Below are 26,496 nucleotides of genomic sequence, written 5' to 3' on the forward strand. Positions count from 1 at the left end.
GGACTCGAAGGGGCAGTCGTGCGGCCGCAGTAGGCGACGTTAGCACCGCGGCGGGCGACGCGAGCGAGGAGCGCAACGAAGCGTACTGCGGCCGCACGACTGGGGCTTTGGAGATGTTGTCGGTCGCTCCTCAGAGAGCAACCCCGTACGACATGTGTAAGACCTCCGTTCCGTCTCGTCCGCTGACGCTATCCATTTCCGCGTCGCGACCGAAGCGGCGGTGATGACCGACGACACCGGCGACGACGCCGGCGACGATTCCAGCGAGGACGACGCTGAAGACCTCTCCTTAGATCGCTTCCACGAGGCGCTCGAGGCCGAGGAGCGACCGGTCGCAACGGCGAGCGAGGTCGCCCGCCGGCTCGGAACGTCGCAGGCGGCAGCGCGCGACGCGCTCGCTGCGCTCGTCGACCGCGGCGACGTGGACCGACTCGACGTCGAGGCCGACCCCGTCGTATTCTACCCCCGCGACTGGGGCGCGTTGGCGAGCCGCGAGCGCGTCGTGACCTTCCCGAAGCGCCGCGAGATCGTCGTCGACCGCCCCACGCAGTACACCCGCGCGCGGCTCTCGCAGTTCGCGAACCTCGTCGACACCACCGGCACCGAGCCCGGAACCCGCGGGTATCTCTATCGGATCCGCCAGGAGGACGTGTGGGCAGCACCGTTCGACGACGCCGACGCGCTCGTGGGCGCGCTCCGGTCGGTGCTGCCGCGGCGGTACGAACACCTCGAAGCGTGGGTGCGCGACCAGTGGCGTCGGGCGCACCGCTTCCGGCTGTACACCCACGCGGACGGGTACGTCGTCCTCGAGGCCGCCTCCGAGAACCTGATGGGGAACGTCGCCGACCAGCACCTCGACGACGACCACCTCCGCGCGCCAATCTCGGACACCGAGGCGTGGGTGAACGAGGCGGCGGTCGCCGCGGTCAAGCGCACGCTCTACGACGCCGGCTACCCGGTCGAGGACGACCGCGACCTCGAGACCGGCGACCCGGTCGAGATCGACCTCGCGACCGACCTCCGCGATTACCAGGAGACGTGGGTCGAGACGTTCCTCGACCGCAAGTCCGGCGTGTACGTCGGGCCGCCGGGCTCCGGCAAGACCGTCGCCGGGATCGCGACGATCGCCGCGGTCGGCGGCGAAACGCTGATTTTGGTCCCCTCACGCGAGCTCGCCGACCAGTGGCGCGAGGAGCTGCTGGAGCACTCCACGGTCGACCCCGCTGACATCGGACTCTACCACGGGGGGACCAAGGAGATCCGCCCCGTCACGATCGCGACCTACCAGATCGCCGGGATGGACCGCCACCGGAGCCTCTTCGACTCCCGCGAATGGGGGCTGATCTGCTTCGACGAATGCCATCACGTCACCGCCCCGGTGTACTCGCGGACCGCCGAGCTCCAGAGCAAACACCGGCTCGGACTCTCGGCGACGCCCGTCAGCGAGACTGGCAGCGAGGAAGAGATCTACACCCTCATCGGCCAGCCCATCGGGGCGGACTGGGACGCGCTGTTCGAGGCCGGCTTCGTTCAGGAGCCCGAGGTCGAGATCCGCTACGTCCCGTGGCGCGACGAGACGGCGCGCAACGAGTACGCCGCCGCGGACGGCCGGGACCGCAGACGGCTCGCGGCCGAGAACCCTGCGAAGGTCGAGGAGATCCGGTACCTGCTCGCGGCCCACCGCGACAAGAAGACGCTCGTCTTCGTCGAGTACCTCGACCAGGGCGCCGCGATCGCCGACGCGCTCGGCGTCCCCTTCATCAGCGGCGAGACGCCGCACCACGAGCGCGCGGAGCTGTTCCGCCGGTTCCGGGCGGACGGCGAAGCGGAGGGTTCGGGCGGCGGGGCGGCCGACGACGACCTCGACGTCCTCGTCGTCTCGCGGGTGGGCGACGAGGGGATCGACCTCCCGAACGCCGAACTCGCCGTCGTCGCGAGCGGGCTCGGCGGCTCTCGACGACAGGGCTCACAGCGGGCGGGACGGACGATGCGGCCGACCGGCTCCGCGTTGGTCTACGTCCTCGCGACGCGCGGGTCGAGCGAGGAGGAGTTCGCCCAGCGACAGATGCGGCACCTCGGGCGGAAGGGCGTCCGCGTCCGCGAGACGAACGTCGCGGAGTAGTCCGCGGCCCGACGCCGCCGGACCGGACGCGTGCCGAATCGCGCCGCTCGCTCAGAGCGCGTCAGCTAAGCGCTCGGCCGCCCCCTCGATCTCCCCCTCGTTCTCGACGAACCGGACGGGCGCGTTCTGGTCGCGCGCGTACTGGAGCGCCGCGGACCGGTTGAGGTCCTGCTCGAAGTCGATCTGGCGTTCGGTGACCCCGTCGAGGTCGCGGTCGCTCGCCCGCCTGCGTTCGAGGATCGTCGCCGGTTCCGCCTCCACGAGGACGAACGCGTCAGGCGAGACGTCTTCGAGCACTTCGACTGGAAGCCCTTGGACGTAGCCGGTCAGCGTCTCGACCGCGAGGTGCGTCGAGAGGATCACGTTCGTCGTCTCCGCTTCCTCGGCGACGAACTCGCCTGCGCGGCGCTGGAGCCGCCGCGTCTCGGGCTGTGAGAGCGTGCCGAGCTTGGCCCGCTCGGTCGCGAGCCCCATCGCCGCCGCCTGTTCGAGCATCACGTCGCCGAAGTTGATCAGCTTGTACCCATCTCCGAGTCCGCGCCTGACCGCCTGACAGACGCTGGAAAGGCCGACGCCGTTGACTCCCGACACGATCGTGACTGACATCAGAAGCTCACCTCGTTCTCCTCGTCGCCCGGCATCCCGCCGCGGTCGTCGTAGTACCGGCGGCCGATGAACTGCGCGCCGACGAGCATCATCAGCGTGTCGTAGAGGTCGTCGGCCGAGTCGAACGTCTCGACCTCCGACCGGTCGATGACCGCCCGGATCGTCGTGGACTCTCCGTCGGGCGGCGACAACTCCGTGTCACCGACCGTCTCCAGCACCTCGCTTCGGGGCGCCGGAAACTGTAGTTTCCTCGCGAACAGGTCACGAGTCTCTGGTAAGCGCATACATGACACATGACAGCACACGCTAGCATAAGTGTACATGTCAGTGCCCCGCGACCGAAGTCGCGGGTTACCCCCTCGTTCCGTTGTGACGCGGAGTGTCGCCGCCCCTCCGATGCGTTCCCCTCCCCGCCGCGTCGCGTCCCGCGCTCGCTCGCGGGCCCGGCGGCGGACGAAGCTTTCAACATACGCTCCGCCGACTTCGCGACATGGACGCTGACGAGCCCTCGCCCGCCGCCGATAGGCACGACGACCCACCGACCGTCGCCGAGGCGGTCGTCGACGCGATGCTCGACCGCGGCGTCGACACCGTCTTCGGGATCCCCGGCAAGCAGACCCTCCCGCTGAACCGGGCGCTCGCCGATCGCGACGCGCGGTTCGTCGTCGCCCGCCACGAGACCGCCGTCCCGCACCAAGCGTGGGGGTACGCCGAGACGAGCGAGCCCGGCGCGATGGCAGCCACCTGCGTCGTCCCCGGCCCGGGCGACACGAACGCGATGAACGGGCTGAAGAACGCCCTGAACGACTGCGTCCCCCTGCTCCACCTCGCCGTCGAGACGGAACGGTCGGTCCGCGGCGGCGACGGCATCCACGAGACGCCGCCGGAGACGTACGACACCGTCGTCAAGGAGAACGTCCTTGTCGACTCGCCCGCGGGCGCGGTCCCCGCCGTCGTCGAGGCGATCCGGACCGCCCGCGAACACCCGCAGGGACCGGTCCGCGTGGGGATCCCGAAGGACTTCCTCGCCGGTCGGACCCCGCAGCCCGCGGTCGGCGAGCGCGAGCCGTCACCGCCGCCGGCACCGCCCGCGGCGGCGGTGCGCGAGGCCGCAGACCTGCTCGGCGATGCCACAGCGCCCGTCGTGCTCGCCGGCGGCGGTGTCAGGCGCGCGGACGCGAGCGACGCCCTCCGGTCGGTCGCCGAGGGGCTCGGCGCGCCGGTCGTGACGACGTACAAGGGGAAGGGGACGCTCCCCGAGACGCACCAGCTGTCGGCGGGCGTGCTCTGCGGCGGGGCCAGCGCGGAGCTCCGGGGACTCCTCGCGGACGCCGACGTCGGCCTCGTCGTCGGCTCAGACCTCGACGCGGTCGCGACCGCCTCGTGGTCCGTCGCGATTCCCGAGACGCTGATCCACGTCACGCTCGACGGGGACGACGTCGGGTTCGGCTACGAAGCGGACCTCGGCGTCGTCGCTGACGCGGACCGCTTCCTCCGGGCGCTCACCGACCGCCTCGACGACGAGGGGGTGGCGCCCCGCGGCGCCGACAGCGCCGAGCGCGCCGAGTCGGTCCGCGCGGCCGACCGCGAGCGCTTCGCGGCGTTGTCCGAGCAGAGCGCCGACGGTTCGGGGAAGTCGACGGCCGACGACCGCGAGGAGCGCCCGCTCCGCTCCGTCGAGGCCCTCTCGGCGGTTCGCGACGCGGTCCCGGCGGACGCGGTCGTCGCCGCCGACGCGGGCGGGTTCCGGCTATGGACGCTCGTCTCGTTCCCCGCTGCGGGGCCGCGGTCGTACGTCAACCCCGGTTCGTGGGCGACGATGGGTACCGGGCTCCCGTCGGCGCTCGGCGCCAAGCTGGCGAACCCGGACCGCGACGTGGTCGCGCTCACCGGCGACGGCGGGCTCATGATGTGCGTCCACGAGCTCCACACGCTGGCGAGCGAGGGGATCGACGTCACCGTCGTCGCGCTCAACAACGACGACTACGCGATCATCAGCGAGGAGGCGTCGCGGTCGTACGACTTCCCGGACCAGAGCTACGGGTGGGCGGAGACCGGCCTCGACCTCGTCGCGGTCGCGTCGGGGATGGGCCTGCCCGCGGAGCGCGTCCATGCGCGCGGCGCGGTCGGCGACGCCGTCGAGCGCGCCCGCGACCGCGACGGCCCGGCCCTCGTCGAGGTCGTCACCGATCCGGACGAACCGCAGGCGAGCGAGTGGATGACCGGCCCGCACCCCCGGTCCTAACCGGTCCGTTTCACGCCGAGCGTTTCCGAGATCTGAAGCGATCTATATACTCGTCGGGTCTGAATTTCCCGTATGCGCAACCCGTGGGTTCACGACGATGTCCCGGACGACGCCGGGAGTGGGTACGACGGTCCCGTCCGCCTGCTGGCGGCGTTCATGTGGGGGACGTTGGCCCTCGGCGTCGGGGGGTTCGTCATCCTCTCCGGCGCGGGCGTCATCGACCTCGCCGACGGCGGGTCGTTCGGCGAGGTCGTCACGGGCGTCGTCGCCGCGCTGGCGCTCGCGCTGGCGCTCCCGGTCTTGTTGAAACTGCTCACCATCTCGCGGGCGCTCGCCCTCCTCGCCTTCCTCGGCACCGGCGCCGGGGTCGGCCGGTTCGTGATCGCCCGCGAACCGGAGCGGTTCCGGGGGCTCCTCGACGCGCGCGAGAGCCTCGCCGAGAACGCCGGCTCGCTCGGCGACCTCTTCGACTTCGTCGACTCGATGGCGCCCGGCGCGATCGACGGCGTGACGGTAGTAGCCGACGCCGCGGCGGTAGCGGTCGACGGCGCGATCGCCGTCGCCGTCGGCGTCCCGATCGCGTGAGCCGACCGCCAGCGGGGTCGTGACGGCCGTCCACACGCGCGGTCGGGTTCCGGCGCGTCCCGCGGGACGGGAGCCTTAACAACACCCGTGGTGAAGCCCGCCCATGACGCATCCGAACGACGTCGCCGTCGGCATCGTCGGCCTCGGCGGCATCGGGTCCCACCACGCGACGAAGCTGACCGAGCGCGGCGCGAACCTCGTCGGCGGGATGGACGTCGATGCCGACGCGCGGGCACGGTTCCACGAGGAGTTCGGCGTCCCCGCCTACGAGGACGAGACGGACCTCTACGAGGACTGCGACGCCGTGCTGGTCACCACCCCGAACCGCTTCCACGAAGCGTACGCGACCTCGGCGCTTTCGGCCGACCTCGACGTGCTCTTGGAGAAGCCGCTGGCGCACACGCTCGACAGCGCCGAGCGGATCGCCGACGCCGCCAGCGACGCCGACGGGTTCTGTATGGTCGGGTTCAACAACCGGTTCGCGGAGCCGGTTCAGGTGATCAAACACTACCAAGACGAGGGGAGGTTCGGCGAGACCACCCACGTCGAGGCGAACTACGTCCGGCGGCGCGGCGTCCCCGGCCGGGGCTCGTGGTTCACGTCGGCGGACGTCGCCGGCGGCGGCGCGCTCATCGATATCGGCGTCCACGCGATCGACTTGGCGCTCTACTTCCTCGATCACCCCGAGGTCGTCGAGGTGTCCGGGGACACGCGCTCGGAGTTCGGCGGTCGCGACGACTACGCGTACGTCCACATGTGGGGCGACGACGCGGGGCCGGAGGGGTTCGACGTCGACGACTCCGCGTCCGCGTTCATCCGCGGCGCCGGCGGGAGCACCGTCTCGCTGGAGGTCGCGTGGGCGACGAACCGGCCGGCGACCGACGAGTTCGTCGTCCGGGGCACCGAGGCGGGCGCGACGCTCGACCGCGGCAGCGGCGACCTCACGGTCCACGAGGCGGGCGTCGGCGGCGGCCACCACCTCACGGACGCGAGCGTGGAGACGCGCGACGGCGACGCGCACGCCGCCGAGCAGGCGACGTTCCTCGAAGCGGCCGCCGACGGCGAGGCGCCGTCGATAAACACCGTCGAGGAGGGGTTACGCGTCCAGCGCGTCATCGACGCGATCTACCGCTCCGCGGAGACCGGCGCGGCGGTGCGGCTGGACTGAGCCGCCGACCGAGCAGGCCGACCCGGGAGCCGCGATGGGAACCTATTCGGTGCTGGGGACCGTCACCGCGGACAACTCGTGACCAGCGATCCCGGCCCCACGCCGCCCTCCGAACGGATCACCAGCCTCGACGCGCTCCGCGGCTTCGCGCTGCTCGGCATCCTCGTCATCAACATCCGCGTCTTCTCGATGCCGGAGCAGACCCTGCTCAACCCCACCGTGTACGGCGACTTCACCGGGCTCAACTACTGGACCTGGTTCGTCGGCCACGTGTTCGCGCAGTCGAAGTTCATCACCGTCTTCTCGGCGCTGTTCGGCGCCGGCGTCCTGCTGTTCATCGAGAGCAAAGAGGAGAAGGGCCAAGACGCCGTCCGCCTCCACCTCCGCCGGACCGCGGTGCTGATCGCGATCGGCCTCCTTCACGCGTACCTGCTGTGGTACGGGGACATCCTCGTCACGTACGGGCTGCTCGGGCTGTTCCTCCTCTTCGTCCGCGACCTCGACGCGCGTCGGCTCGGCGGGCTCGCCGGGATATTCCTGCTCTTCGTCCCCGCGATCGAGCTGTTCGCCGCGACCTCGATCGGCGGCGAGGCGATCGCCGGCCAGTGGCTGCCCGCGGAGGCCGCGGTCCGAGACCAGGTGGCCGCCTACCGCGGCGGCTGGCTCGACCAGATGAGCCACCGCGTCTCCTCGTCGTTCCAGCGACAGACGTCCGGGTTCATCGGGTCGAGCTTCTGGCGCGTGGGCGGCGTCATGCTGCTCGGCATGGCACTGTACAGGCGCGGCGTGTTGACCGGCGAGCGCTCGACCGCGTTCTACCGCCGGCTCGTCGCGGGCGGCGTCGTCGGCGTCGGAATCGTCGTCGCCGGCGTCGCGTATATCGAGGCGAACGACTGGAGTGCCGGCGCCGCGCTGTACTGGCGGCAGTTCAACTACGTCGGGAGTCTGCTCGTCGCTGGCGGGTACGTCGGCCTCGTCACGCTGTTCGTCCGGTGGCGCGGTGAGGGGCTCGTGGCCCGCGCGCTCGCCGCGGTCGGCCGCACCGCGTTCACCAACTACCTGCTCCAGACGGTGATCGCGACGACGGTGTTCTACGGTCACGGTCTCGGGCTGTTCGGCTCCGTCAGCCGCGTCGAGGCAATGGGGATCGTCGTCGCGATCTGGGCGGTCCAAGTCCCGCTGTCCGTGATCTGGCTCCGGTACTTCCGGTTCGGTCCCGTCGAGTGGGTGTGGCGGACGCTCACCTACGGGGAGGCACAGCCGTTGCGGCTGAAAGACTGACCCCGCGTTCTCCGAACTGAGACTCGCGAGGACACGTTCAACAGTCCCCGGTCGGACTCCCGCACATGAGCGAGTTCGACGTTCACGACCACCGTCACGAACTGAAACAGCTCCGCGACTCGGGCCGAACGAGCCTCTGGGAGAACAGGGAAGGGATGGCGTGCCCGGTGTGCGACGACGCCTTTTCGCGGCTCTTCGTCACGCGACAGTCCGGGACGACGTTCCCCGAGAACGACGGCGCGCGGTTCTGCCTACTGCGTTCCGACGACGCGGTGTACCTCTTCCGACACTGAGCGACCGGGGGCTCGTCAGTCGTCTCCCACCGGGTCGACGCCGGGCTCGGGCTCGTCGATGTACCGCTCGGTCCACGTGCCGCGCGAGAACCACGCGACGCCGATGACGGCGCCGAGGACGTTTCCGAGTGCCATACCGACCCAGACTCCGGTCTCGCCCCACCCGGCGACGAACACGAGGTACCCGACGCTCGCGACCCGGCCCACCCAGAGGGTGAGGATCGAGATGACCATCGCGGTCTTCGTGTTGCCCGCGCCGCGGAACGCGCCTAAGATCACCTGCGAGACGCCGATGAAGGCGAACTCGACCGACCGGATCCGGACGTACTCCACCGCGTAGCCGATCGTCGCGGGCGCGTCCGGCACGTCGCCGAGGAACGCGCCGACGATCGGTTCGGTGAACGTCACGGCGACGACCGCGACGAGGAACATCACGCCCGCGCCGGTCGTGGCCGCGAACTTCACGGCCCTGCCGGCGCGGTCGGCGCGGTTCGCGCCGAGGTTCTGCCCGACCATCGTGTCGATAGCGCGGCCGAGCCCCATCGCGGGCAGGAAGACGAGCGAGATGAGCCGGTTGCCGAGCCCGTATGCGGCGACGACCGGCGGCGAGAACGTGACGATCATCGCGGTGAGCGTGATCATCGCGAGCGCGCTCGTCGTCTGCTCGACGCTGGAGGGGAGCCCGAGCCGGAAGATGTCCCGGATAAAATCGAGGTCGGGCGCGAGGTGCCCGAGCGTCACGTCGGGGCCGTACCCGGTGCCGAACAGTATCCAGAGGCCGATGGCGGTCGCGACGCCCCGCGAGAGGATCGTCGCGAGCGCGGCGCCCTGGATGCCGATCCCGGTGACCCCCGTCGCCGAGAGCAGCGTCGCCTCCAGCGCGACCGGGTCGAGCGCCGCGAGGCCGGGAACCGCGGCGAGCCACTCGAACAGCGGGTTCCCCTCGAACCCGAAGATGAAGAACGGGTCCAAGAGGACGTTCAGGAGGACGGAAATGAACATGACGGCCATCGGCGTCCGCGTGTCGCCGTAGCCGCGCATCAGCGCCGAGAAGACGAAGAACCCGAACATCAGGGGGATCCCGGCGAAGATCACCTCCATGTAGTCTGCCGCGAGCGGGATCACGGTCGCCGCGGTCTCCGCGTCGCTCGGCAGGATCTCGAGGGCCGGGCGCGTGTAGAAGTAGCCCCCGATCCCGATGAGCACGGACAGCACGGAGACGGTGAAGATCGTCTGTCCCGCCACGAGCCCGGCGGAGCCCTCGCCGTCGGCGCCGGTGTACTGCGCGACGAGGATCGCGCCCGCCGTCGTGAACCCGCCGGCGACCGCGATCAGGAGGAAGATCAGCGGGAACGCGAGGCTGATCGCGCCGACGGCCTCCGCCGAGAGCCGGCCGAGGTACAGGGTGTCGACGATGTTGTACGTCACCTGGAGCAGCTGGATGACGACGATCGGCCACGCCAGGCGGAACAGCGGTCGGAGGAGGCTCCCCTCGGTGATCGACTCCTCGCCGACTGGGTCGTCGGGCGCGGGCTCGGGGGCGTCGGACGCAGCTTCGGGGTCGTCGTCCCCGTCGCGGCCGTCGTCGCCGCCCATGGTATCGCCGCTCGGTCCACCGGAGGGGTCCGGCGGCTCAGAGGAATCCGACGGGTCGGAGGGGTCGGCAGCGGGCTCGTCGCTCACTGCGGTTGAAAAGCCGGGCGCGCTCTATCAGGCTTCCGATCCGGTCACCGGCGCCCGTCGCTACCGTCTATGGATCCGGCGGGATTGTCCGCGTCCGAGGGCCCGCCCTCGGTCGTCTCCGTGGCGCCTGCTCCGTCGCCCGGGGTCGGATCGGCGGCGCCGTGTACTCCGTCGGCACCGGACGTCTCGGTGGCGGCGTCGACGCGGGCGACGCCGGAGGTGTCGTCGAAGACGAGGTGGCGGTGCGGGTACGCCATCTCGACGTCCGCGTCGGCGAGGCGCTCGCGGATCTCGGTGTTCACGTCCGACTGGACCTTCGCGAGCTTGTACGGCTTCTTCACCCAGTACCGCAGCCGGAGGAGGACCCCGTCGTCGGCGAACTCGTGGAGGCGGCAGTCGGGGCCCGCCATGTACCGCGCCACGCCGATCCGGATGTCGGGGCCGCCGTCGACGACGGCCTCGGAGTCGCGCGCCGCGCGCTCGATGAGCCGCCGGGCCTCGGGGATGTCGCTCTCGTAGGTGACGAGCACGTCGATCGAGCGCCGGGTCCGCTCGTCCTCGGCCGAGAAGTTCGTCACGTCGCGCTCGCGCATCGTCCCGTTCGGCACGACGAGGAAGGTGTTATCCAGTGTGAATATCTTCGTGTAGCGGATCGTGATGTCCTCGACGAACCCGGTCGTCCCGTCCTCTAACTCGATCATGTCGCCGATCTCGAACGGCTGGTCCGCGAGGATGAACACGCCGTTGATGAAGTTCCCGACGAGCGGCGCGAGGACGATACCGATGACGGCCGAGAACACTGCGGTCCCGAGGAGGAGGTCCGCGAACCGGAAGCCGACGGCGCCTAGGCCGACCAGCACCGAGGCGGCGATCGTGCCGACCCGGACCCCGCGGACGATCGTCTGCGCGACGCTCTGTCGCGACACGCGGCGGGCGACGGGGCGACCGATCAGCCGGACGAGGAAGTTCGCGAGGACGACGCCGACCGCCAGTGACGCGAGGACGGTCAACACGCCCGTTCCCGGCAGGTCCGCGAGCCGAGAGCCGATATCGGCGAGCCGCGAGACGGCCCCCGCGATCGGCGTTCCCCCCGGGAAGACCATGGGAACCCGCTGTCGGCCATCGGAAAAAGCGTTTCTCCACGCGCACGACCGGCGGCGAACGAGCCGCTTCGAACGAGAGACGGGGCAACCACTGTGACTCCGCTGAGCGAACGGGCGGTATGGGCCAACCGCCTGCGGACCCAACGAGGTTCGGCGTCGAACACGACACCAAGCCGGGAGACGCGCTGCTCGCCGGCTTCCCCCCGTTCGCCGGCCTGACCGCCGTCCACTACTTGGTCGACGACCTCGATCTCGAGGAGACGGGGCGCGTCCGGATCGACGGCGCCCCGTCGATCACGTCGTTTGCGAAAGGGGACGCCGCGCCACCCGCTCCGGCTGTACACCGACTCGGACCGCGACGGCACCGTCCTCGTCGCCGAGCGGATCGAGGAGCGGGAGCCGGAGGGGACCACGACCGCATGGACATGTGGCCCCCATCTGTCCCGACCGTGAGGACCGGGCTCTGAAAACGCGTACAACTCGTCTCATAGTAAAAAGCTATAATCCCCGGTCCCGTTCTTCGGTACATGACTGACGATCTCCGGGACACGCTCGACCGCGTGGGGGACCGATTCAACCTCGGCGAGTACGAGATTGACGCGTACCTCGCGGTGTTGGAACACGGCGAACTGACGGCGAGCGACATCGCCGACCGGACCGAGATCCCGCAGCCGCGGGTGTATGACACGGTCCGGAGCCTCTCGGACCGCGGGCTCGTCGAGCTCCGCGAGTCGCGGCCGATGAAGATCGTCGCCGTCGACCCCGAGGACGCCTTCGGCGATCTGCGGTCGTCGTTCACGGAGATGGTCGACGAGCTGGAGGCGCGGTACACCGCGCCGACGCGGGAGACGGAGGCGGTGTCGCTTGTCAAGTCGCGCTCGACGATCCTCCGGTACCTCGAAGAGGTGATCGCGAACGCGGAGTACGAGCTCGCGCTGTCGCTCACCCCCGGCCTCCTGCGGCGGTTCCGGGACGAACTCGCCGCGAAGGTCGCCGAGGGCGTCACCGTCGAACTGCTCGTCACGCCGGCGTCGAACGCGCCCGACCCGACGGAGTTCGACTACTTGGAGGTCGCGACGATCGCCCGCGCGCGCCGCGGGATTACCACGCCGGTCCTCGCGGTCGGCGACGGCGAGTACTCCGTGTACGCAACGCAGGACGCGCTGCGCGACGACCGCGAGCGCTACGGTGTCATCTTCAACCGCTCCGCGCTCGGCTTCCTCGTCTCCGGCTTCTTCGGCACCGTCCTGTGGACGACCGCGGAATCGCTCGCCGCCGACGGCGAGGACCGGCCCTTCCCGCGCCGCTACGCCTCCATCCGTCGGGCCGTGAAGGACGTCCGCGAGTTCGGCGACGAGGAATTCTACGCGACCGTCGAGGGCCGCGACATCGAGACCGGCGAGGAGGTCACTGTCCGCGGGAAAGTCGTCGACGTCGCGTTCGTCGACACGGAGGAGGTGGCGTCACTGGTCGTCGAGACCGAGAACGGCCGCGTCGAGATCGGCGGCCGCGTCGCCGCCTTGGAGGACGTGGAGGGCCAGGAGATCGTGATCGGCCGCGGCGAGCCGCCGGCGCTGTGAGGTGCGCTCGGGTCGTCCCGGCGTCGCCGTTCAAGTGCGGGCGGACCGAAGCGGACCCGTGACCGACGACGCGCGTCCCGACGACGAGCGAGACGCACCGACCGTCGCGTGCGAGCGGTGCGACCGGGAGTGGGTGCTCGACCGCGAGGTCGACGACCTCGACCCCGGGAGCCACGCGATCGAGCAGTTCGCGCTCGACCACGAGCGCCACACCGGCCACTACCCGGACGGCGTGACCCCGTGGGTCGCCCGGTGCGACCGCTGCCCGGACGGGGAGCGCTTCCTCGCGGAGCGTCCGGCGCGGCGCTGGGCGGAGACGCACGCGCGCCACACGCGCCACACCGTCCGGCTCGACCCGCCAACGGGAGCGGTCGAAGCCGTCTCGCCGCGAGACGACGGGGGCCGGTCGTAACACCGCAGCCGCTTCCCCTCCGCTACGGACCGAGCGCCGCGATATCGGCTCCGACCGCCGCGCGGGCGTCGGCCGGGTTCGGGTCGCTGTCGGCCAGATGCGTCCACTCGCAGGCGGGTAGCGCGGCGATGCGGTCCCGGATGGCCGACCGGTACGGTGCGGCCGACGCGATCCCGTCACCGCTGCCCCAGATGTCGTCGATGACGGTCCGCGAGTCGATCCGGACCTCGACGGCCGCAGGGTCGCAGCGCGCGGCCAGCGCCTCCAGTCCGAGGTGGAGCGCCGCGTACTCCGCGGTGTTGTTCTCGGCGCGAGCCCCGACGGGTCGGCCCAGCCGAACGAGGGGGTCATCGCCAACCAGCAGCACGGCCCCCGCGCCGGCCGGTCCGGGGTTTCCGCGCGAGCTCCCGTCGACGTAGAGAACAATGTCATCGGCGGACTCGCCGCGGTCGTCGCCCGATCGCGGCGGGTCGGCGGCGAGGACCGACTCGACCGCGGTCCGGATCTCGGCGTCGGTCGTCGTCGGGCCGAACAGCCCGCCGTACCCGGTCACCGCGTCGTCGATGGCGTCGATCGCCGGTCGTATCTCGTAGCCGTACAGGGCGAGGACGTCGTCGACGCGGCTCGCCAGCGGCGAGAGCCGGTCCGTGGGAAGTCGGTCCATGATGTCTCACGCGGCCGAACTGCGGTCCACAACGGTTCATTCGAGAGCGCAGGGAAAAATGCGCTGGCGGTGAGCGCGGTGAGCCGAGCCGCCGCCGATCGGCGGTCAGGACTGAGTGAGAGTGACGACCGCGACCGACCGAGAGCGAGGGCCACACCGACAGCGTATTTACGCCCCCAACCCCTCCGACCCGACATGACGCTCGTCGTCGTCCCGGTTCGATTCCCTCCCTCGTCGCACTCGGCGGCGACGCTCCGCGAGGCGGCCCGCGTCGCCGCGGAGCGCGACGCCGACCTCACGGTCCTCCACGTCGACTTATACCAGCGCTCGGGGGGCGTCTCGCGCAGCGACCTCAAGCGCGCCGTCGAGGAGCGGATCGGCCGGATCGACCGGGCGCGGTACGTCGTCCGTCGGGGCTTCCTCGTCGAGGAGACGATCCTCGAAGAGATCGTCGCCGAGGGGGCCGACGTGGTCGTCATCGGGTCGAAACAGGCGGGGCGGTGGCGCCGGATGGTCCAGAAGTTGCTCTCCGACCCCGACATCGACTCGTTCCTCCGCAGCCAACTCGACTGTACCGTGATCACCGTGGACGCGGACGGAGAGACCACGACGAACGACGCCGACGACGACGCCGCGCCGCTCCCGGACGACTAGTTCTCCCCGCGCCGCGACCCGTCCCGCGTCGCGACCTCGTACCGCCGCTCGTACTCGATGACGGTCGCCGCCCGGTCGGCGACCGACTCGCCGAACTCGCGCTCGACGACGTACAGCGCCAGATCGATCCCGGAGGTGACCCCGCCCGCGCTGAGCACGTCGCCGTCGTCGACGACCCGCGCGTCGACGACCTCCGCTCCCGACTCCCGGAGCTCCTCGACGGCGGAGGCGTGCGTGACGGCCCGGCGGCCGTCGGTGACGCCCGCCTCTGCGAGCAGCATCGACCCGGTACACACCGAGGCGATCCGGGTGTCCGCCGCGTGGTGCGCGGCGAGCGCGCGCGGCACGTCTCCCTTCTGCGCCTCGGCCCACGCGCTCGCCTCCTGGTTGCGCGCGTTCCACCCGCCCCCGGGCACGACCAGCAGGTCCGGGGCGTCCTCTCCTCCCGGGCCGGGGAGCGTTCCGTCCACGCCGACGCGGGTCCCGTGGCTCGCGGTCACCGTCTCGCGCTCGTCGAGCGACACGTATCGGACGCGGCCGCCGTCGTCTCCTGACGCCCCGTCGTCCCCTGTCGTCCCGTCGTCCCCTATTGCCCCGTCGTCCCCTGTCGTCCCGTCGTCCTCCTCGGCGGCGTAGCCGAGCGCGTAGTCGAACACCTCGTACGGGCCGATACCGTCCAGTTCGTCGAACCCGTCGTACACCAGAATATCGACGTTCATGCCGGGCCGAACGAGCGGCGCGGGCTTGTGCGTTCCCCTCCGATCGGGCGACTCCCGGTGACCCGCAGCGCCGAGCCGTCAGCCCCGGTCGCCGCGTCACTCGTCGGCGAACGCCGACGCAACCCGCTCGATGTCCGCGACGACGCAGTCCCGGTCGACCCGCTCGCCGCGGTAGGCGCGCTCAACGATCCCGTCGGGGTTGACGAGGAACGTCACCACCATGTGCGTGAAGTCGTACCCGGGGAGGCGCTCGCTCTCGGTCGTCCGCTCGAAGGCGATCCCCAGTCGGTCCTCGACCACCGTCTTCGCGCGGGCCGGCGTCTCGGGCCGGAGGTACAGCCAGTTGCCCGCGTCGAGGTCGGCGCCGACCGACGCGGCGTTCTCGCGGAGCGCGGCCGCGTCGTCGCGTTCGGGATCGAACGTGATCGGGAGGAAGTACACGTCCTCCGTCAGCCCCGCGTCCGCGACGCGGCCCTGAATCCGAGCCCACTGTCGGAGCAGGATCGAACACTCCGCGGGGCAGAAGGTGAACACGCCCGTCACGAGCGCGGTCCGGTCGAGCGCGTCGCTGTCGAACGTCTTCTCCGCGAGCGGGGCCGACAGCTCGAACGACGGCAGCGGCTGGCCGTACGCGGGGTACGCGAGGTCCTCGCTGTCCGCGATCTGGTCTTCCTGCGGGTCGAGCACGACGCCGTCCGGCGTCCCGCCGAACAGACGCGACGTACAGCCCGCGAGGGAGCCGGACGCGACCGTTCCGGCCCCGGCGAGCAGCGTGCGGCGATTCATACCCGTGTGAAGGGCCGAGCGGCGCATAACGCGTCTGGTGCGATCGACGAACGGGCGGCCGCGGCGGGTGGGAATTGGGATATTGGGTGCGCGGGCTCCCGGGGCGCTGTCGATCCCTCAAAACGGCGTGTAGTACGGGATCGGCGGATGCGGCAGCGGGACGCCGAGCGTCGCGAGCCCGTGCTGGAGCGGGAGGTAGCCGAGCGCGACGAACGCGACGCCGAGGACGCGGTGGAACCGGAGCCGGGTCTCGAGGCGCATCGACTGGAAGGCCGTCCCGAACAACAGGAGCGCCGGAACCGTCCCGAGGCCGAGGACGCCCAGCGAGACGGCGCCGCCGAGCGCGCTCCCCTGAACGAACGCGTACAGGAACGCCGGGTACAGCAGCGGGCACGGCAGGAATCCGTGTGCCGCCCCCAGCCCGAGGATGCGCCAGTCGCCGACCCACGCGTCGACGCGGGCGACGATCCGGTCGCTCACCGCCGCGGCCGCCCGGTCGAACCCCGGTATCGGGAGCGACTCGAACTCCAGCCGGAGCGCGTAGCGCGCGCCGAGGGCGACGATCACCCCGCCGACCGCGATTCCGGTGAGCGCGTGGACGTCGTCTGCGAGGGTCGTGACCGTCCGCCCCGTGACGAACGCGAGGCTCCCGGCGAGGCCGAAGAGACCGCCGAGCGTCGCGTAGCTCGCGGTCCGTCCGAGGTTGAACAGCGCGTGCTGCCGGACCTGCCGCACGGTGAGGTCGTCCCGCCCGTCGCGTCCGCCGGCCTCCGCGGACCGCATCCGGTCGGCGTAGGTGCCGACGAGCGGACCGCACATGCCGAGGCAGTGGGCTCCGCCGAGCAGCCCGATGAGGAGGAAGACGCCGAGGCCGAGCGAGTCGGTCGCGTACAGGGAGCCGGTCGGCTCGCACGTCGCGCCGCCGCCGGTGGCGACGAGCGCTCGGAGCGCGCCGAGGCTGGAGAGGTCCATATCGGACGGAGGTGCCGGAGACCGCTAACCGATCTGGTGCGATCGGCGAACGAGAGCGGTTCGCGCGCGGCGTCGGTCCGGGGGGAGCCGCCACCCGGTCGGCGGCGTCACCCGTCGGCGTCGAAGAGCGAGTCGACGGTGCGGACGAAGCGGTCGACGATGCGGTCGGGGAGCGACGGCGACACCTCGTCGAGGAGCGCGGCCGTGCGGTCCGGCCGGGCGAGCGAGACTGTCATCGGCCGGTCGGGGGACTTCTCGACGATCCCGTGGTCGGCGAGCGTCGAGACGTGCCACGACACCGTGCTCCGCGCGAGGTCGAGGTCGTCCGCGAGCGCCGACGGCCGCGTCGGTCCCGCGGCGTGGAGGCAGACGACGATCTCGCGGGCCGTCTCCCGCCGGAGGAACGCGAGGGTCCGTCGGTCCCACGGGTCGACCGTCGGGTCGAAGTAGTGTGCCCGCCCGCCGATCCGCTCGACCGCGAGCTCGCCGTCGCGGACGAGCCGGCGGAGGTGGTACTGCGCCTGCCCGGTCGCGATCTCGAGGTCGCGACCGATCCGGTTGAAGTGGACGCCGGGCGTGTCGCGGACGTGGCGTCGGATCCGGGCTCTGGTGTCCGACATTCCTGACTGTCCGTTCTACCCGCCTCTGGGATAAAAGGCGCTCGTGCGGTCCCCCCGTCTGGGAACGGCGAACGGGAACGTCTTCTTATCCGTCCCCTCCCAAGGGCGACCCGTGACGCAGTCGATCCCGGGGGAGGTGCCGGCGCTCGCCGGCTGGTCCGTGGAGGGATCGCTCCCGATCCTGGCGGTCGTGGTCGCCGCCGGACTCGGGACGAGCCTCCTCTTCGCCGTCAGCCTCGCCGCGTACCGCCGCCGCCGCCGAGCGCAGTACCGACTGATCTCCCTCGCCGTCGGCGCGCTCTTGGCCCGCTCGGTGGTGGGCGTCGGGACCGTCCTCGGGGTCGTGCCGATGCCGGTCCACCACCTCCTCGCGCACAGCCTCGACTTCCTGATCGCCGCGCTCGTCCTCTACGCGGTGTACGCCCACGCGCCCGGGGCGATCGGCGACGACGCGGCCTCGAAGTGAGTCGACCGGCCGGCTTGCTTCAAGTCGATTCGACCGACCGGCTCATCGGTCGAGCCGCGCGCGGAGGTGCTCGACCGCGACACCGACGCGGGGACCGAGCGCGATGGCGGCGACGGCCGCGACGCCCCCGACGACGGTCCACCCGACGAGCGAGGCCACCGCCCGCCCGGTGTCGACGAACCCGCCCTCCGGCGCGAAGGAGACGCCGATGACGTGCTCGAAGACGAGTCCCCTGAACGCCCCGTTCGGCGAGAGGGCGAGCGAGCCGGCGATCCCGCTCGGCGACGCCCCGGCCGACAGCGACCGGAGCACCGCGAGGTCGCCGCCGAGGACGCCGGCGAGCAGCGCGAGGAGGCCGAGCGCGAACGCGCTCCGCCGGGTCGTCGCGATCGTCGACACCGCAGCCGACAGCGAGAGGTACGCCGCGCCGAACGGGACGACGAGCGCGAGGAAGCGGAGGAACAGCACCGGTGAGTCGACGCCCGAGTGCGTCGCGAAGATCCCCGTGTCCGGCGCGGCGGTGAGCCACACGTACGCGCCGACGAGCGCGAACGGCCCGCCGACGAGGACGACGAGCGCGGCCGTCCGCGCGAGCAGCACGCCGACGACGTACCCGGCCGCGCTCACCGGGTACGTCCGGATCACGCCGAGCTCCCCGCTCGCCGCGTCGGCGAACAGCGCGCGGTAGCCGAGCACGACCGCCAGCAGCGGCACCAACACCTCGGTCGGTAAGAGGAGGTCGACGACCGCGGGCACGAACCCGGTCGCGCCGCCGCCGCCGACCGCGACGAGCCCGCCGAGGACGACGAGGAGGCCGACCGCGAGGACGGCGTACCCGGGCGTCCGCCGCACCGTGGCCAGTTCACGGCGGAAGACGACCCAGACCCCGCCAAGTCGCCGGTTCATCGCTCTGACACCCCCGTGACGTGGACCTCGCCGTCGTCCCGACCCCCCTCTCCGTCGTCCGCTGACTCGCTTTCGGCGGGCGAGGCCGGCGACTCGGCGCCGCCCGCGACCGCGCGGTACAGCTCGGCGACGCCGTCGACCCCGTGGTCGTCGAGGAGCCGGTCGCGCGCCCCCGCCGCGGCGACCCGACCGCGACGGAGGACGACGACGGCGTCCGCGTGCGCGTCGACGAGGTCGAGGTCGTGCGAGCTGACGACGACGGCGGCGTCGTCGCCCGCGCGGGCCGCCGCCCGGAAGGCCCGCTCCCGCATCTCCGGGTCGAGCCCGCTCGTCGGCTCGTCGAGGACGACCACGTCCGGGTCGCCGAGCGTCGCCTGCGCGATCCCGAGCAGTCGCCGCATCCCGCCCGAGAGGGCTCCCACCCGCTTTCCGGCCGCGTCGGACAGCCCGACGCCGGCCAGCGCCGCGTCCGGGTCGCCGCCCGCCAGCGCCGCGTAGAACCCGAGCGTCTCCCGGGCGGTGAACCCGTCGCGGAACGGCACCCGCTGCGGCAGGTACCCGACGTGCTTCTCGGACCCGGCGCGCGGGCCGCCCTCGGGGTACCGGACGCTCCCCGCGGTGGGCTCGACGGCGCCCGAGAGGATCCCGAGGAGCGTCGACTTGCCGGACCCGTTGGGGCCGACGACGGCGGTGACGCCGGCCTCGACCGACAGCGAGACGCCATCGAGGACCGGGACGCCGCCGTAGGTTCGGGTGACGCCGTCGACGGCCGCGAGCGTCGGCTCGCTCACGCCGACCCCTCCGCGGTCGCCGTGGCGTTTCCGGCGGGCTCGCCGGCGGCCCGCCAGTCCGCTCGGACCGGTCCGTCGGCGTCGGCGCCCGCACCGGTGACCGCGTCGACCCGCTCGGGGTGGTACGGCGCGGCCGCCGGCGCGGGGTCGATGATGCTCCCCGAGCGGGCGCCGGGGACGGTCCCCCGGAGGGCGTCGAGCAGCCGCGCCGCGGGCGACTCGCGCACCGCGGCCGCGCTCACGTGGCGGTGAAGCGCGGCGTCCACGGGCGAAGTCGGACGATACGCCCGGCTCCCGGGAGCGTGCGGGCCGACGCTCGCGCCGTCCCAGTAGTTCCCGCGGTCGCCGTCGGCCCACACGCGGAGCGCCCCGGCCCCGGCCGTGGCGTGGTCGCCGTTGCCGACGAAGTCGTTCGCGACGACCCGGCTGGAGGGGACCACGGTCGTCGCTCGCGCGCCGAGCTCGTTGTCGACGACGACGTTGTGTTCGTACAGCGACCCCCGGGCGCTCGTCGAGAAGCCGAGCTCGTTCCCGACCAGCGTGTTGTACCCGACGTACGTCCGCGTGCCGGACGCCTGGATCCCCGCGCTGGAGTTGCGGACGTCGTTGCCGACGATCGCGTTGCCGGCCGGCCGCGTCATCACGGTGACTCCGGCGAACAGCTCGTTCCGGAAGGCGTTGTCCGCGACCAGCGCGTCGCCGGTGTACATGAGGTGCGTCCCGTACCGGTTGTCGACGAACGTCGAGTTCCGCACGATCGAGCCGTCGGCGCGGTGGAGGTAGATCCCGTCGCGTCCGCCCTCGAACCGGCTGTTGGTGACGGTGACGCGCGACTTCATCCCGGCGACGCCCATGAACCCGTCCTGCCACTCGTCGGTCCCCTCGACGAGGAGTCCGCTCGCGGTCGCGTGCGACCCGTCGCGCAACAGGATCCCGCTCGCCTCCGTGTCGACGGCGACATCGTCGACGACGAGCCCGGGCGCGCCGACCGCCTTGATCCCGGCGTCGCCGTAGCCGTAGCCAAGCTGGATGTTCGTGTCCCACGTCCCGCCCTCGCTCTCGCGGGACGCGCGGGCCGCCTCCGGGTCGCGGGTGCGGTTCCCCGTGCCCGCGATCCGCAGCCCCGTGACCGCCACGTCGCGCGCGTGAACGGTGATCACGGACCCGTTCCCGTCGCCGACGACGCGGGTCGCTCCGGGGCCGGTGCCGCTGCCCGCGCCGGCGATCGTCACGGACCGGTTCACCGTCACGGTCTCCTCGTAGGTCCCGGGCGGGACGCGGACCGTCGTGTTCGGCGGCGCGGCCGCGACCGCGGCGCCGATCGTGGGGGCGTCCTCGCCGACGACGACGGAGGCCGGGCGGTCCGCGCGCCGCTCCGCCGCGGCGATCCGGTCGTTCGCCGTCCGCCAGCGGTCCGGGGCGAGCGCCCGCACGGTCGCCGCGGAGTCGACGTCGAACGACCGACTTCGGACCGCCGCCCAGCCGACGACGGAGCCGCCGTGTTCGTCGGCGAACGCCGCCGCGGCGTCGCGGCTCGCGAATGGGACGACGACCGGCCCGGCCGGCGTCCGCGCGTCGCTGTCGACCACGTACCGCGCTTCTCCGACGGGCGTCCAGCCGCCCGCGCCGCCCGCGGCGAACAGCCCCGACTCGGTCGTGCCCGGGTCCCGATGGTCGAACGTCTCGACGTACGCGACGAGCGGATAGCCGAACTGGCGCTCCGTCCGCCCATCGCGGCGCGAGTCGACGAACGAGGCGATCCCGTTGTACCCGACGACGTACTGGAGCTGCGAGTAGAACACCTGGACGCGCGGGAGCGTCGCGTCGCCGGCCATCAGCGCGTCCGTCTCCGAGGAGAGCCCCAGCTCGACCGCGTCGTCGAACCGCACCGGCTCGGGTACCGACTCGCTCGGGTCCGCGGCGAACGCGCCCGCGGTCGCGACCGCGGCGAGCGCGACGAGCCCGAGGAGCGCGAGCCGGAGGCGACGCGACCGGGCGGTAGCGGGGTCGAAAACTGCCACGCGTCCGCTTCGATCGGCAGCGCCTTAGAACGTCTGGTTCGTTCCTCGAACGAACCGTTGAACGCGTCCAGAGGGGCTAATAGCCCGGTATTCCAAATACACCTATGACGAGCGACAACCAGCCGACGAGCGCACCCGACCGACGCGAGAACATCCCGCGGCGACGCCTGCTCGCTGGACTCGCCGCCGGCGGCGCCGCCGCGGTCGCCGGCTGTGCCGGCGGAGGGTCAGAGTCCGTGTCCCCCGTCTCGATCGACGACGACCAGGCCTGCGACCAGTGCGGGATGATCGTCGCGGACCACCCCGGAACGGTCGGGCAGGTCCACTTCGAGGACGACGAGCCGGAGGGCGGGCGCCCGGCGCAGTTCTGTAGCGGCACCTGTACGTACACCTACCGGTTCGACGCGGCGGACGCGGGACGGACGCCGGTCGCGACCTTCCTCACCGACTACTCGGCGGTCGACCAGGAGGTGTTCGAGGAGGGCGGCGACACGATGTTTTCCTCGCACGTCGAAAGCGAGGCGTTCGCCCGCGAGACGACCCTCACGGTCGTCGCGCGCAGCGAGGTGATCGGCGCGATGGGGCCGGACTTGGTCCCGTTCACCGACGAGGACGACGTGGAGGACTTCGTCGCGGAGTACGGCGGCGAGGCGATGCCCGCCACCGAGGTGGACCGCGCGACGCTTGAGGCGCTGTAGGGTCGGATACCGGTTCATCCGGAGGGTGAGCTCAGATCCTCGGGAACCCTCTGACGCCGGACACGCCGCCGACGACGGCCGAGAAGGCCAACGTCGCGACGAGTTGCGGCGTGCCGGTGACGCCGGCGCTGGAGAGCACGCTCGCTACCAGCACGGTGAGCGCTATCACGGCCAGCGTGATCACCGCCTCGCGGACGAGGATGCTCCGGAGGCGTGCCCTGCGCTCCGACCGTTCGGTCTTCAACGCCGGTACCACGTCCTTGATTCGGGTCTGGACGAGGTAGTTCGAGAGCCCGGCGAGGAAGCCCGCGAACAGGGACCACTCGACGGGTAACAGCTCGAACTGACCACCGGCCGGCTCGGCCGTCGGATCGCCCTCTGCCGAGTCGGAGACATCGTTGGCGGTACCGTCCGCCTCGCCGTCGTCAGTCCCGTCCCCGGCGTCGGAGTCGCCGTCTGCCCCGTCGGACCCGGCGTCGGCTCCGTCCGCACCGCTGTCGGCGTCACCGCCCGTTCCGCTGTCGCCACCGTCGGTCCCGCTGCCACTACCACTAGTGCCGTCGTCGCCGGTGCCGTCGTCGCCAGTGCCGTCGTCGCCGCCGTCACTCCCGGTCCCACTGTCACCGTCTCCGGCGCTGTCGCCACCGCTGCCACTCCCGGTCCCACCGTCGTTGCCGCCAGTGCCGTCGCCGTCACCGCTATCGGTTGGTCCGCCGTCGCCGTTACCGCTATCGTCTGGTCCGCCGTCGCCGTTACCGCTATCGGCTGGTCCGCCGTCGCCGTTACCGCTATCGGCTGGTCCGCCGTCGCCGTTACCGCTATCGGCTGGTCCGCCGTCGCCGTTACCGCTATCGGCTGGTCCGCCGCCGTCGTCACCGCTATCGCTCGGTCCGCCGGTGCCACCGCCGGTGCCGTCACCCGGATCGGATCCGGTGTCGTCTTCGGGGACGTCGACGGTGAAGCGGACGCTCTCCGTGTAGCTCCCGACCGTCGGCGGGACGGTCGCGCCGAGCGTGACGGACGCCTCCGGCTCAAGCGTTATCTCGCCGCCGGTGACTCGCTCGCCGGTGTCCATCCGGTACAGCGTCACGCCCTCGGCGTCGGCGTCGATCTCGACCGTCGTGGCGGAGTCGTCGCCCTCGTAGCCGGCGAACCCGACGAGAAACAGGTCGTCGACGCTCGTCCGCGCGTCCGGCGGGACCGATCCGAAGCGGAGACGCAGCTCTCCGGCGCCATCGTACGCGACGTACCTGTCGGCGTTCTCGCTGTCGGCGGGCGACAGGTAGACGCCCGAGTCGGTCGCGACCTCGTCGCCGTCGGTAAACGAGCCGGTGGTCGCGACGCCGCCGCCGAGCAGGACGACGAGCACCGCGAGCACGACGAGGGCGCGGTTCATGTTCCCACCGAGTTCGCCGTCCGGGTCGAGCCTCGCCGCGCGACGACAGGGCCGAGGCTACTCGGCGTCGTCGCTCTCGTCGGCGCGGCCCGTTCGCTCACGCTCGTGGATAGGTCACCGAGGGTGTTAGTAGTGAACTGCGTTAGCCGCTTCAGCGTCGCATTGACTCGGCTAACCGGGGGCGTTAGAGCCGTCCACCGGCTTCAATGACCGCCTGAACCCGGCTAACGCGGCCTAATAGTAAGTGGGTACCTAGCCAATGGATGGACGTAACAATGAAGCTGAATCGCAGAAGCGTGTTGGGGGCCATCGGGATGATCGGCGTCGGAACCGGTGCGGCGTTCGGGTCAGGAGCGTTCACCACGGTCGAGGCGCAGCGCGAGGTGGAGGTTAATGTTCTCGGTGCCGAGTTCCGGGCTGACGGGATCATCCATCTGAACAATTCACCCGGAAGTGTGAATGCCGACGATGACGCCACGGCCCCAGATGGTTCTACCGATATCGATGGCGACGAGAACGATGAGTCGATCCAAGACGTTGAAGACGATATCTCGAGCCAGATTATCGGGAACGACGGTTCTGCTGACGTTCTCGTGAACACGGCGTCGGATTTCGTCACGGTGAAAGACACAGAGGGAACGGAGTTCGACGGCCGATCGCTGTACCCGGCGCTCGATGACACGTACGATAACGATAGCATTGACCGGAGTTACGTCAGTCTCGTCGCCAACGACGTGACTATCGTCTTCGGACCGGAAGATCGCAAACTGCCACCGAACTCGAACCTCAGTGAAAGCGAGCTCTTCGGCGTCGTGAGAAACGGTGACGTTGATGTCACGTTCGCGAAAGGGGACGTCGACGAGGGACTGCTCACGAACGTCAACGGAAATAACGTAAGCAACAGTCCGAGCTTCACCGGTTCCGGTAACGTGACGCTCAGTGGCGATGTTCAGGCCGGAGAGGCGAGCAGGGAGACAGAGGACCTGCTGATCAGGATCAGCGGCAGCAGCTAATTCGACCCTTTCAGCACCAGTATAAACTATTCTTATCTGGAGCGTTTCCTTTTAGTCGTTGGACGACTTATAAGATCGTAAGTGAATAGTATGCCTCTTTACATTAGCAGTCAGTTATCAGCGGTTACGAGGCGCCAATGAGCACCGATCAAGTTGGTGCCGGAGAACAGCACCCTTCCTCGCTCTCACGGAACGAAATTTATGAAATATTAAGCAATCCACGAAGACGCTACTCCCTCCACGCGATTAAGAACGAAGACGGCACCACGGAGCTCTCTGATATCGCCGAACAGGTGGCGGCGTGGGAGAACGGCAAGTCGGTGTCCGAGATCACCTCTGGCGAACGGCACCTCGCGTACAGTTCGATACAGCAGAACCACATCCCGAAGTTAGAGCGCGCGGGCATCATCACGGACGACAGCGGGACGATCGAGTTGACCGAGGAGGCGCGGGACCTCGACGTGTACGTCGACGTCGTGCCCGGGGACTCGATCCCGTGGGGCGAGTACTACCTCGGCCTCGGTGCGGTGTCGCTGAGTCTCGTCGCGGCCGTCTGGGTCGGCGTCTTTCCGGAATCGGTGCCGAGCCTCGCGTGGGCTGGGATAATCGCGGCGTTGTTCACCGCCTCCGCGGCGTTCCACGTGTACCAGAACCGGGAGATGAATCTCGGCAGCGACGGAAAACCGCCGGAGCTCAGAGATGGGCGATAACAAGAAGTGGACGCGACGCGCCGCCGTCGGCTCATTCGTGAGCGGCGGCGGCTTCATGCTGTTCGGTACCGGCGGGTCGACGCAGATCACCTCGAATCGGGATGTAACGGTTAATACGGGCGACGACGAAGACGCCGTGGTACGGTTCGTCGACCGCTCCGAGAACGCGGACGTCGTCGATTCAACTGACGGCGAGGAGGTGTATGTAATCGAAGATGGCGTCGGTGAGTTCAATATTAATCGTGTCTCTGTCTCGGGAACCACAGGCAGCGGAAACGATTCGGTCCGGATCGAAGTGGTCGAAGACGAGGAGAGTCCCAATTCTTTCTCAGTGAAAGCAGCGTGCCCAAATGAACCGACCACGTTCAACGATGATTTCCTTAAACTATTATTTGAGTTAGATAATGATGACCAGACTATCACTGCGACGCGTACTACTAACAATAGAATTTCATTTGATTGTGGTACAGAATCTTATGACTACGGTGATTCCGCTAATTATCGAGACAATTCGGGGAATACAGATAATTCGAACATCCCACCGGGAAACAACGCAAAAGGCGAAGTGTTGAACCCCGAAAGGCTGAACCAAAGGAATGAGAATGATCCGAATGATCCCTATGCGATACTTCAAGGTGAATCTAATAAGCGTGGTAATAGTATAGATGGGGCGAACATCGGGTTCGCTCTCCCACCCGTACCGGAGAGCGAGAAGTACGTGCTCGATGTCTTCGTCTCCGACAAGCAACCCGGTGGAGATTGGGTTGTCGATGTAGTCGACGGCGACAAGAACCCACTGACTAGGGCAGGTAACGGTAAAAAAGACAAGCTGAAGAAAGGGTTGAACAGCTTCGAATTCGAATTGAACGAAGAGAAAATCGACCCCTTGAAACAAATTAAGTTGTATCTCATTTTCAGAATGACGAGTAGTGGAAATAATAAAAAAGCCGAAATCGATTACTTCGAACTGAAACCCACTCAGAACTCGACCTCCTGACCGCT

28 protein-coding genes are annotated in these 26,496 nt (G+C 70.1%); 15 read left to right on the forward strand and 13 right to left on the reverse strand.

Annotation, left to right across the window (positions count from 1 at the left end):
• The first annotated feature begins 223 nt into the window (after nt 1–223).
• Nucleotides 224–2,122 (forward strand): DEAD/DEAH box helicase, encoded by a 1,899-nt coding sequence (locus tag EXE52_RS15770; protein ID WP_049932539.1) that lies wholly within the window; start codon nt 224–226, stop codon nt 2,120–2,122.
• Nucleotides 2,123–2,173: 51 nt separating this feature from the next.
• On the opposite strand, the gene EXE52_RS15775 is transcribed toward EXE52_RS15770, so the two are convergent.
• Nucleotides 2,174–2,728 carry an adenylate kinase gene (locus EXE52_RS15775; protein WP_049932541.1) on the reverse strand — a complete coding sequence of 185 codons (555 nt, stop codon included), beginning with the start codon at nt 2,726–2,728 and terminating at the stop codon, nt 2,174–2,176.
• A complete protein-coding gene (locus EXE52_RS15780) occupies nt 2,728–3,012 on the reverse strand; it encodes a hypothetical protein (RefSeq protein WP_049932543.1) in 285 nt (94 codons plus the stop codon). Before EXE52_RS15780 ends, EXE52_RS15775 begins: the two co-directional genes overlap by 1 nt.
• Nucleotides 3,013–3,218: 206 nt before the next feature.
• Here EXE52_RS15780 and EXE52_RS15785 point away from each other — a divergent pair, with 206 nt between their 5' ends.
• The 5 genes from EXE52_RS15785 (at nt 3,219) to EXE52_RS15805 (ending at nt 8,300) form a co-directional block, all read left to right on the forward strand.
• Nucleotides 3,219–4,973, forward strand: coding sequence for a thiamine pyrophosphate-binding protein (locus tag EXE52_RS15785; protein WP_089308772.1), 1,755 nt, complete (start codon nt 3,219–3,221; stop codon nt 4,971–4,973).
• Nucleotides 4,974–5,045: 72 nt separating this feature from the next.
• A complete protein-coding gene (locus EXE52_RS15790) occupies nt 5,046–5,558 on the forward strand; it encodes a hypothetical protein (protein WP_089308773.1) in 513 nt (170 codons plus the stop codon).
• A 103-nt stretch (nt 5,559–5,661) separates the two neighbouring features.
• A complete protein-coding gene (locus tag EXE52_RS15795) occupies nt 5,662–6,726 on the forward strand; it encodes a Gfo/Idh/MocA family protein (RefSeq protein ID WP_089308774.1) in 1,065 nt (354 codons plus the stop codon).
• Nucleotides 6,727–6,804: 78 nt separating this feature from the next.
• Nucleotides 6,805–8,007, forward strand: coding sequence for a DUF418 domain-containing protein (locus EXE52_RS15800; RefSeq protein ID WP_089308775.1), 1,203 nt, complete (start codon nt 6,805–6,807; stop codon nt 8,005–8,007).
• 65 nt (nt 8,008–8,072) lie between these two features.
• The gene (locus EXE52_RS15805) at nt 8,073–8,300 is read left to right on the forward strand and encodes a hypothetical protein (RefSeq protein WP_049932552.1); all 228 of its coding nucleotides are present in this window, start codon (nt 8,073–8,075) and stop codon (nt 8,298–8,300) included.
• Between the two features lie 15 nt (nt 8,301–8,315).
• Here EXE52_RS15805 and EXE52_RS15810 read toward each other — a convergent pair whose 3' ends face one another.
• Together EXE52_RS15810 and EXE52_RS15815 are read right to left on the reverse strand one after the other, a co-directional pair.
• Nucleotides 8,316–9,983, reverse strand: coding sequence for an MATE family efflux transporter (locus tag EXE52_RS15810; protein ID WP_089308776.1), 1,668 nt, complete (start codon nt 9,981–9,983; stop codon nt 8,316–8,318).
• Nucleotides 9,984–10,027: 44 nt separating this feature from the next.
• A complete protein-coding gene (locus tag EXE52_RS15815; protein WP_049932556.1) occupies nt 10,028–11,086 on the reverse strand; it encodes a mechanosensitive ion channel family protein in 1,059 nt (352 codons plus the stop codon).
• Between the two features lie 303 nt (nt 11,087–11,389).
• Between EXE52_RS15815 and EXE52_RS19210 the strand changes: the two genes are divergently transcribed.
• From EXE52_RS19210 to EXE52_RS15830, 3 genes are all read left to right on the forward strand, one after another.
• A complete protein-coding gene (locus tag EXE52_RS19210) occupies nt 11,390–11,539 on the forward strand; it encodes a hypothetical protein (protein WP_241988280.1) in 150 nt (49 codons plus the stop codon).
• Nucleotides 11,540–11,613: 74 nt separating this feature from the next.
• Nucleotides 11,614–12,666 (forward strand): HTH-type sugar sensing transcriptional regulator TrmB, encoded by a 1,053-nt coding sequence (gene trmB, locus EXE52_RS15825; RefSeq protein WP_049932559.1) that lies wholly within the window; start codon nt 11,614–11,616, stop codon nt 12,664–12,666.
• A 58-nt stretch (nt 12,667–12,724) separates the two neighbouring features.
• The gene (locus tag EXE52_RS15830; RefSeq protein WP_089308777.1) at nt 12,725–13,078 is read left to right on the forward strand and encodes a hypothetical protein; all 354 of its coding nucleotides are present in this window, start codon (nt 12,725–12,727) and stop codon (nt 13,076–13,078) included.
• Nucleotides 13,079–13,100: 22 nt separating this feature from the next.
• On the opposite strand, the gene EXE52_RS15835 is transcribed toward EXE52_RS15830, so the two are convergent.
• Nucleotides 13,101–13,742 (reverse strand): ribonuclease HI family protein, encoded by a 642-nt coding sequence (locus EXE52_RS15835; protein ID WP_089308778.1) that lies wholly within the window; start codon nt 13,740–13,742, stop codon nt 13,101–13,103.
• Nucleotides 13,743–13,937: 195 nt separating this feature from the next.
• Between EXE52_RS15835 and EXE52_RS15840 the strand changes: the two genes are divergently transcribed.
• Complete coding sequence (locus tag EXE52_RS15840) at nt 13,938–14,396, forward strand: universal stress protein (RefSeq protein WP_086220364.1); 459 nt, start codon at nt 13,938–13,940, stop codon at nt 14,394–14,396.
• Here the strand turns inward: EXE52_RS15840 and EXE52_RS15845 are convergent.
• From EXE52_RS15845 to EXE52_RS15860, 4 genes are all read right to left on the reverse strand, one after another.
• Nucleotides 14,393–15,115, reverse strand: coding sequence for a DJ-1/PfpI family protein (locus tag EXE52_RS15845; protein WP_096593234.1), 723 nt, complete (start codon nt 15,113–15,115; stop codon nt 14,393–14,395). The two genes, EXE52_RS15840 and EXE52_RS15845, sit on opposite strands and share 4 nt — an antisense overlap.
• A gap of 96 nt (nt 15,116–15,211) precedes the next feature.
• Nucleotides 15,212–15,901, reverse strand: coding sequence for an SCO family protein (locus EXE52_RS15850; protein WP_089308780.1), 690 nt, complete (start codon nt 15,899–15,901; stop codon nt 15,212–15,214).
• A gap of 117 nt (nt 15,902–16,018) precedes the next feature.
• Nucleotides 16,019–16,873, reverse strand: a complete 855-nt coding sequence (locus tag EXE52_RS15855) for a sulfite exporter TauE/SafE family protein (RefSeq protein ID WP_089308781.1) — start codon at nt 16,871–16,873, stop codon at nt 16,019–16,021.
• 107 nt (nt 16,874–16,980) lie between these two features.
• Nucleotides 16,981–17,493 (reverse strand): helix-turn-helix domain-containing protein, encoded by a 513-nt coding sequence (locus tag EXE52_RS15860; RefSeq protein WP_049932571.1) that lies wholly within the window; start codon nt 17,491–17,493, stop codon nt 16,981–16,983.
• 112 nt (nt 17,494–17,605) lie between these two features.
• Here EXE52_RS15860 and EXE52_RS15865 point away from each other — a divergent pair, with 112 nt between their 5' ends.
• Nucleotides 17,606–17,959: a hypothetical protein gene (locus EXE52_RS15865; protein WP_086216664.1), complete on the forward strand. Its 354-nt coding sequence runs from the start codon at nt 17,606–17,608 to the stop codon at nt 17,957–17,959.
• 42 nt (nt 17,960–18,001) lie between these two features.
• Here the strand turns inward: EXE52_RS15865 and EXE52_RS15870 are convergent, their stop codons facing one another.
• Genes EXE52_RS15870 through EXE52_RS15880 form a run of 3 tightly spaced genes read right to left on the reverse strand, consistent with a single transcriptional unit; the run spans nt 18,002 to nt 21,677 of the window.
• Nucleotides 18,002–18,865: an ABC transporter permease subunit gene (locus EXE52_RS15870; RefSeq protein WP_089308782.1), complete on the reverse strand. Its 864-nt coding sequence runs from the start codon at nt 18,863–18,865 to the stop codon at nt 18,002–18,004.
• Nucleotides 18,862–19,656: an ABC transporter ATP-binding protein gene (locus EXE52_RS15875; protein ID WP_089308783.1), complete on the reverse strand. Its 795-nt coding sequence runs from the start codon at nt 19,654–19,656 to the stop codon at nt 18,862–18,864. The genes EXE52_RS15870 and EXE52_RS15875 overlap by 4 nt, the downstream gene beginning before the upstream one ends.
• Nucleotides 19,653–21,677 (reverse strand): NosD domain-containing protein, encoded by a 2,025-nt coding sequence (locus EXE52_RS15880; protein WP_049932577.1) that lies wholly within the window; start codon nt 21,675–21,677, stop codon nt 19,653–19,655. Before EXE52_RS15880 ends, EXE52_RS15875 begins: the two co-directional genes overlap by 4 nt.
• Before the next feature lie 104 nt (nt 21,678–21,781).
• Here EXE52_RS15880 and EXE52_RS15885 point away from each other — a divergent pair, with 104 nt between their 5' ends.
• Nucleotides 21,782–22,375 (forward strand): nitrous oxide reductase accessory protein NosL, encoded by a 594-nt coding sequence (locus EXE52_RS15885; protein WP_049932578.1) that lies wholly within the window; start codon nt 21,782–21,784, stop codon nt 22,373–22,375.
• A gap of 31 nt (nt 22,376–22,406) precedes the next feature.
• Here EXE52_RS15885 and EXE52_RS15890 read toward each other — a convergent pair whose 3' ends face one another.
• A complete protein-coding gene (locus EXE52_RS15890; protein WP_137703866.1) occupies nt 22,407–23,771 on the reverse strand; it encodes a hypothetical protein in 1,365 nt (454 codons plus the stop codon).
• A gap of 275 nt (nt 23,772–24,046) precedes the next feature.
• Between EXE52_RS15890 and EXE52_RS15895 the strand changes: the two genes are divergently transcribed.
• The 3 genes from EXE52_RS15895 to EXE52_RS15905 all read left to right on the forward strand — a co-directional run bounded on the left by EXE52_RS15895 (nt 24,047) and on the right by EXE52_RS15905 (nt 26,491).
• Nucleotides 24,047–24,784, forward strand: coding sequence for a hypothetical protein (locus tag EXE52_RS15895; protein ID WP_137703867.1), 738 nt, complete (start codon nt 24,047–24,049; stop codon nt 24,782–24,784).
• A 137-nt stretch (nt 24,785–24,921) separates the two neighbouring features.
• The gene (locus EXE52_RS15900; RefSeq protein ID WP_089308786.1) at nt 24,922–25,494 is read left to right on the forward strand and encodes a hypothetical protein; all 573 of its coding nucleotides are present in this window, start codon (nt 24,922–24,924) and stop codon (nt 25,492–25,494) included.
• Nucleotides 25,484–26,491, forward strand: a complete 1,008-nt coding sequence (locus tag EXE52_RS15905; RefSeq protein ID WP_137703868.1) for a hypothetical protein — start codon at nt 25,484–25,486, stop codon at nt 26,489–26,491. The genes EXE52_RS15900 and EXE52_RS15905 overlap by 11 nt, the downstream gene beginning before the upstream one ends.
• Nucleotides 26,492–26,496: the final 5 nt, after the last annotated feature.

This window comes from Halorubrum sp. CGM4_25_10-8A (assembly GCF_005435025.1).
Classification (GTDB): Archaea; Halobacteriota; Halobacteria; order Halobacteriales; family Haloferacaceae; genus Halorubrum; species Halorubrum ezzemoulense.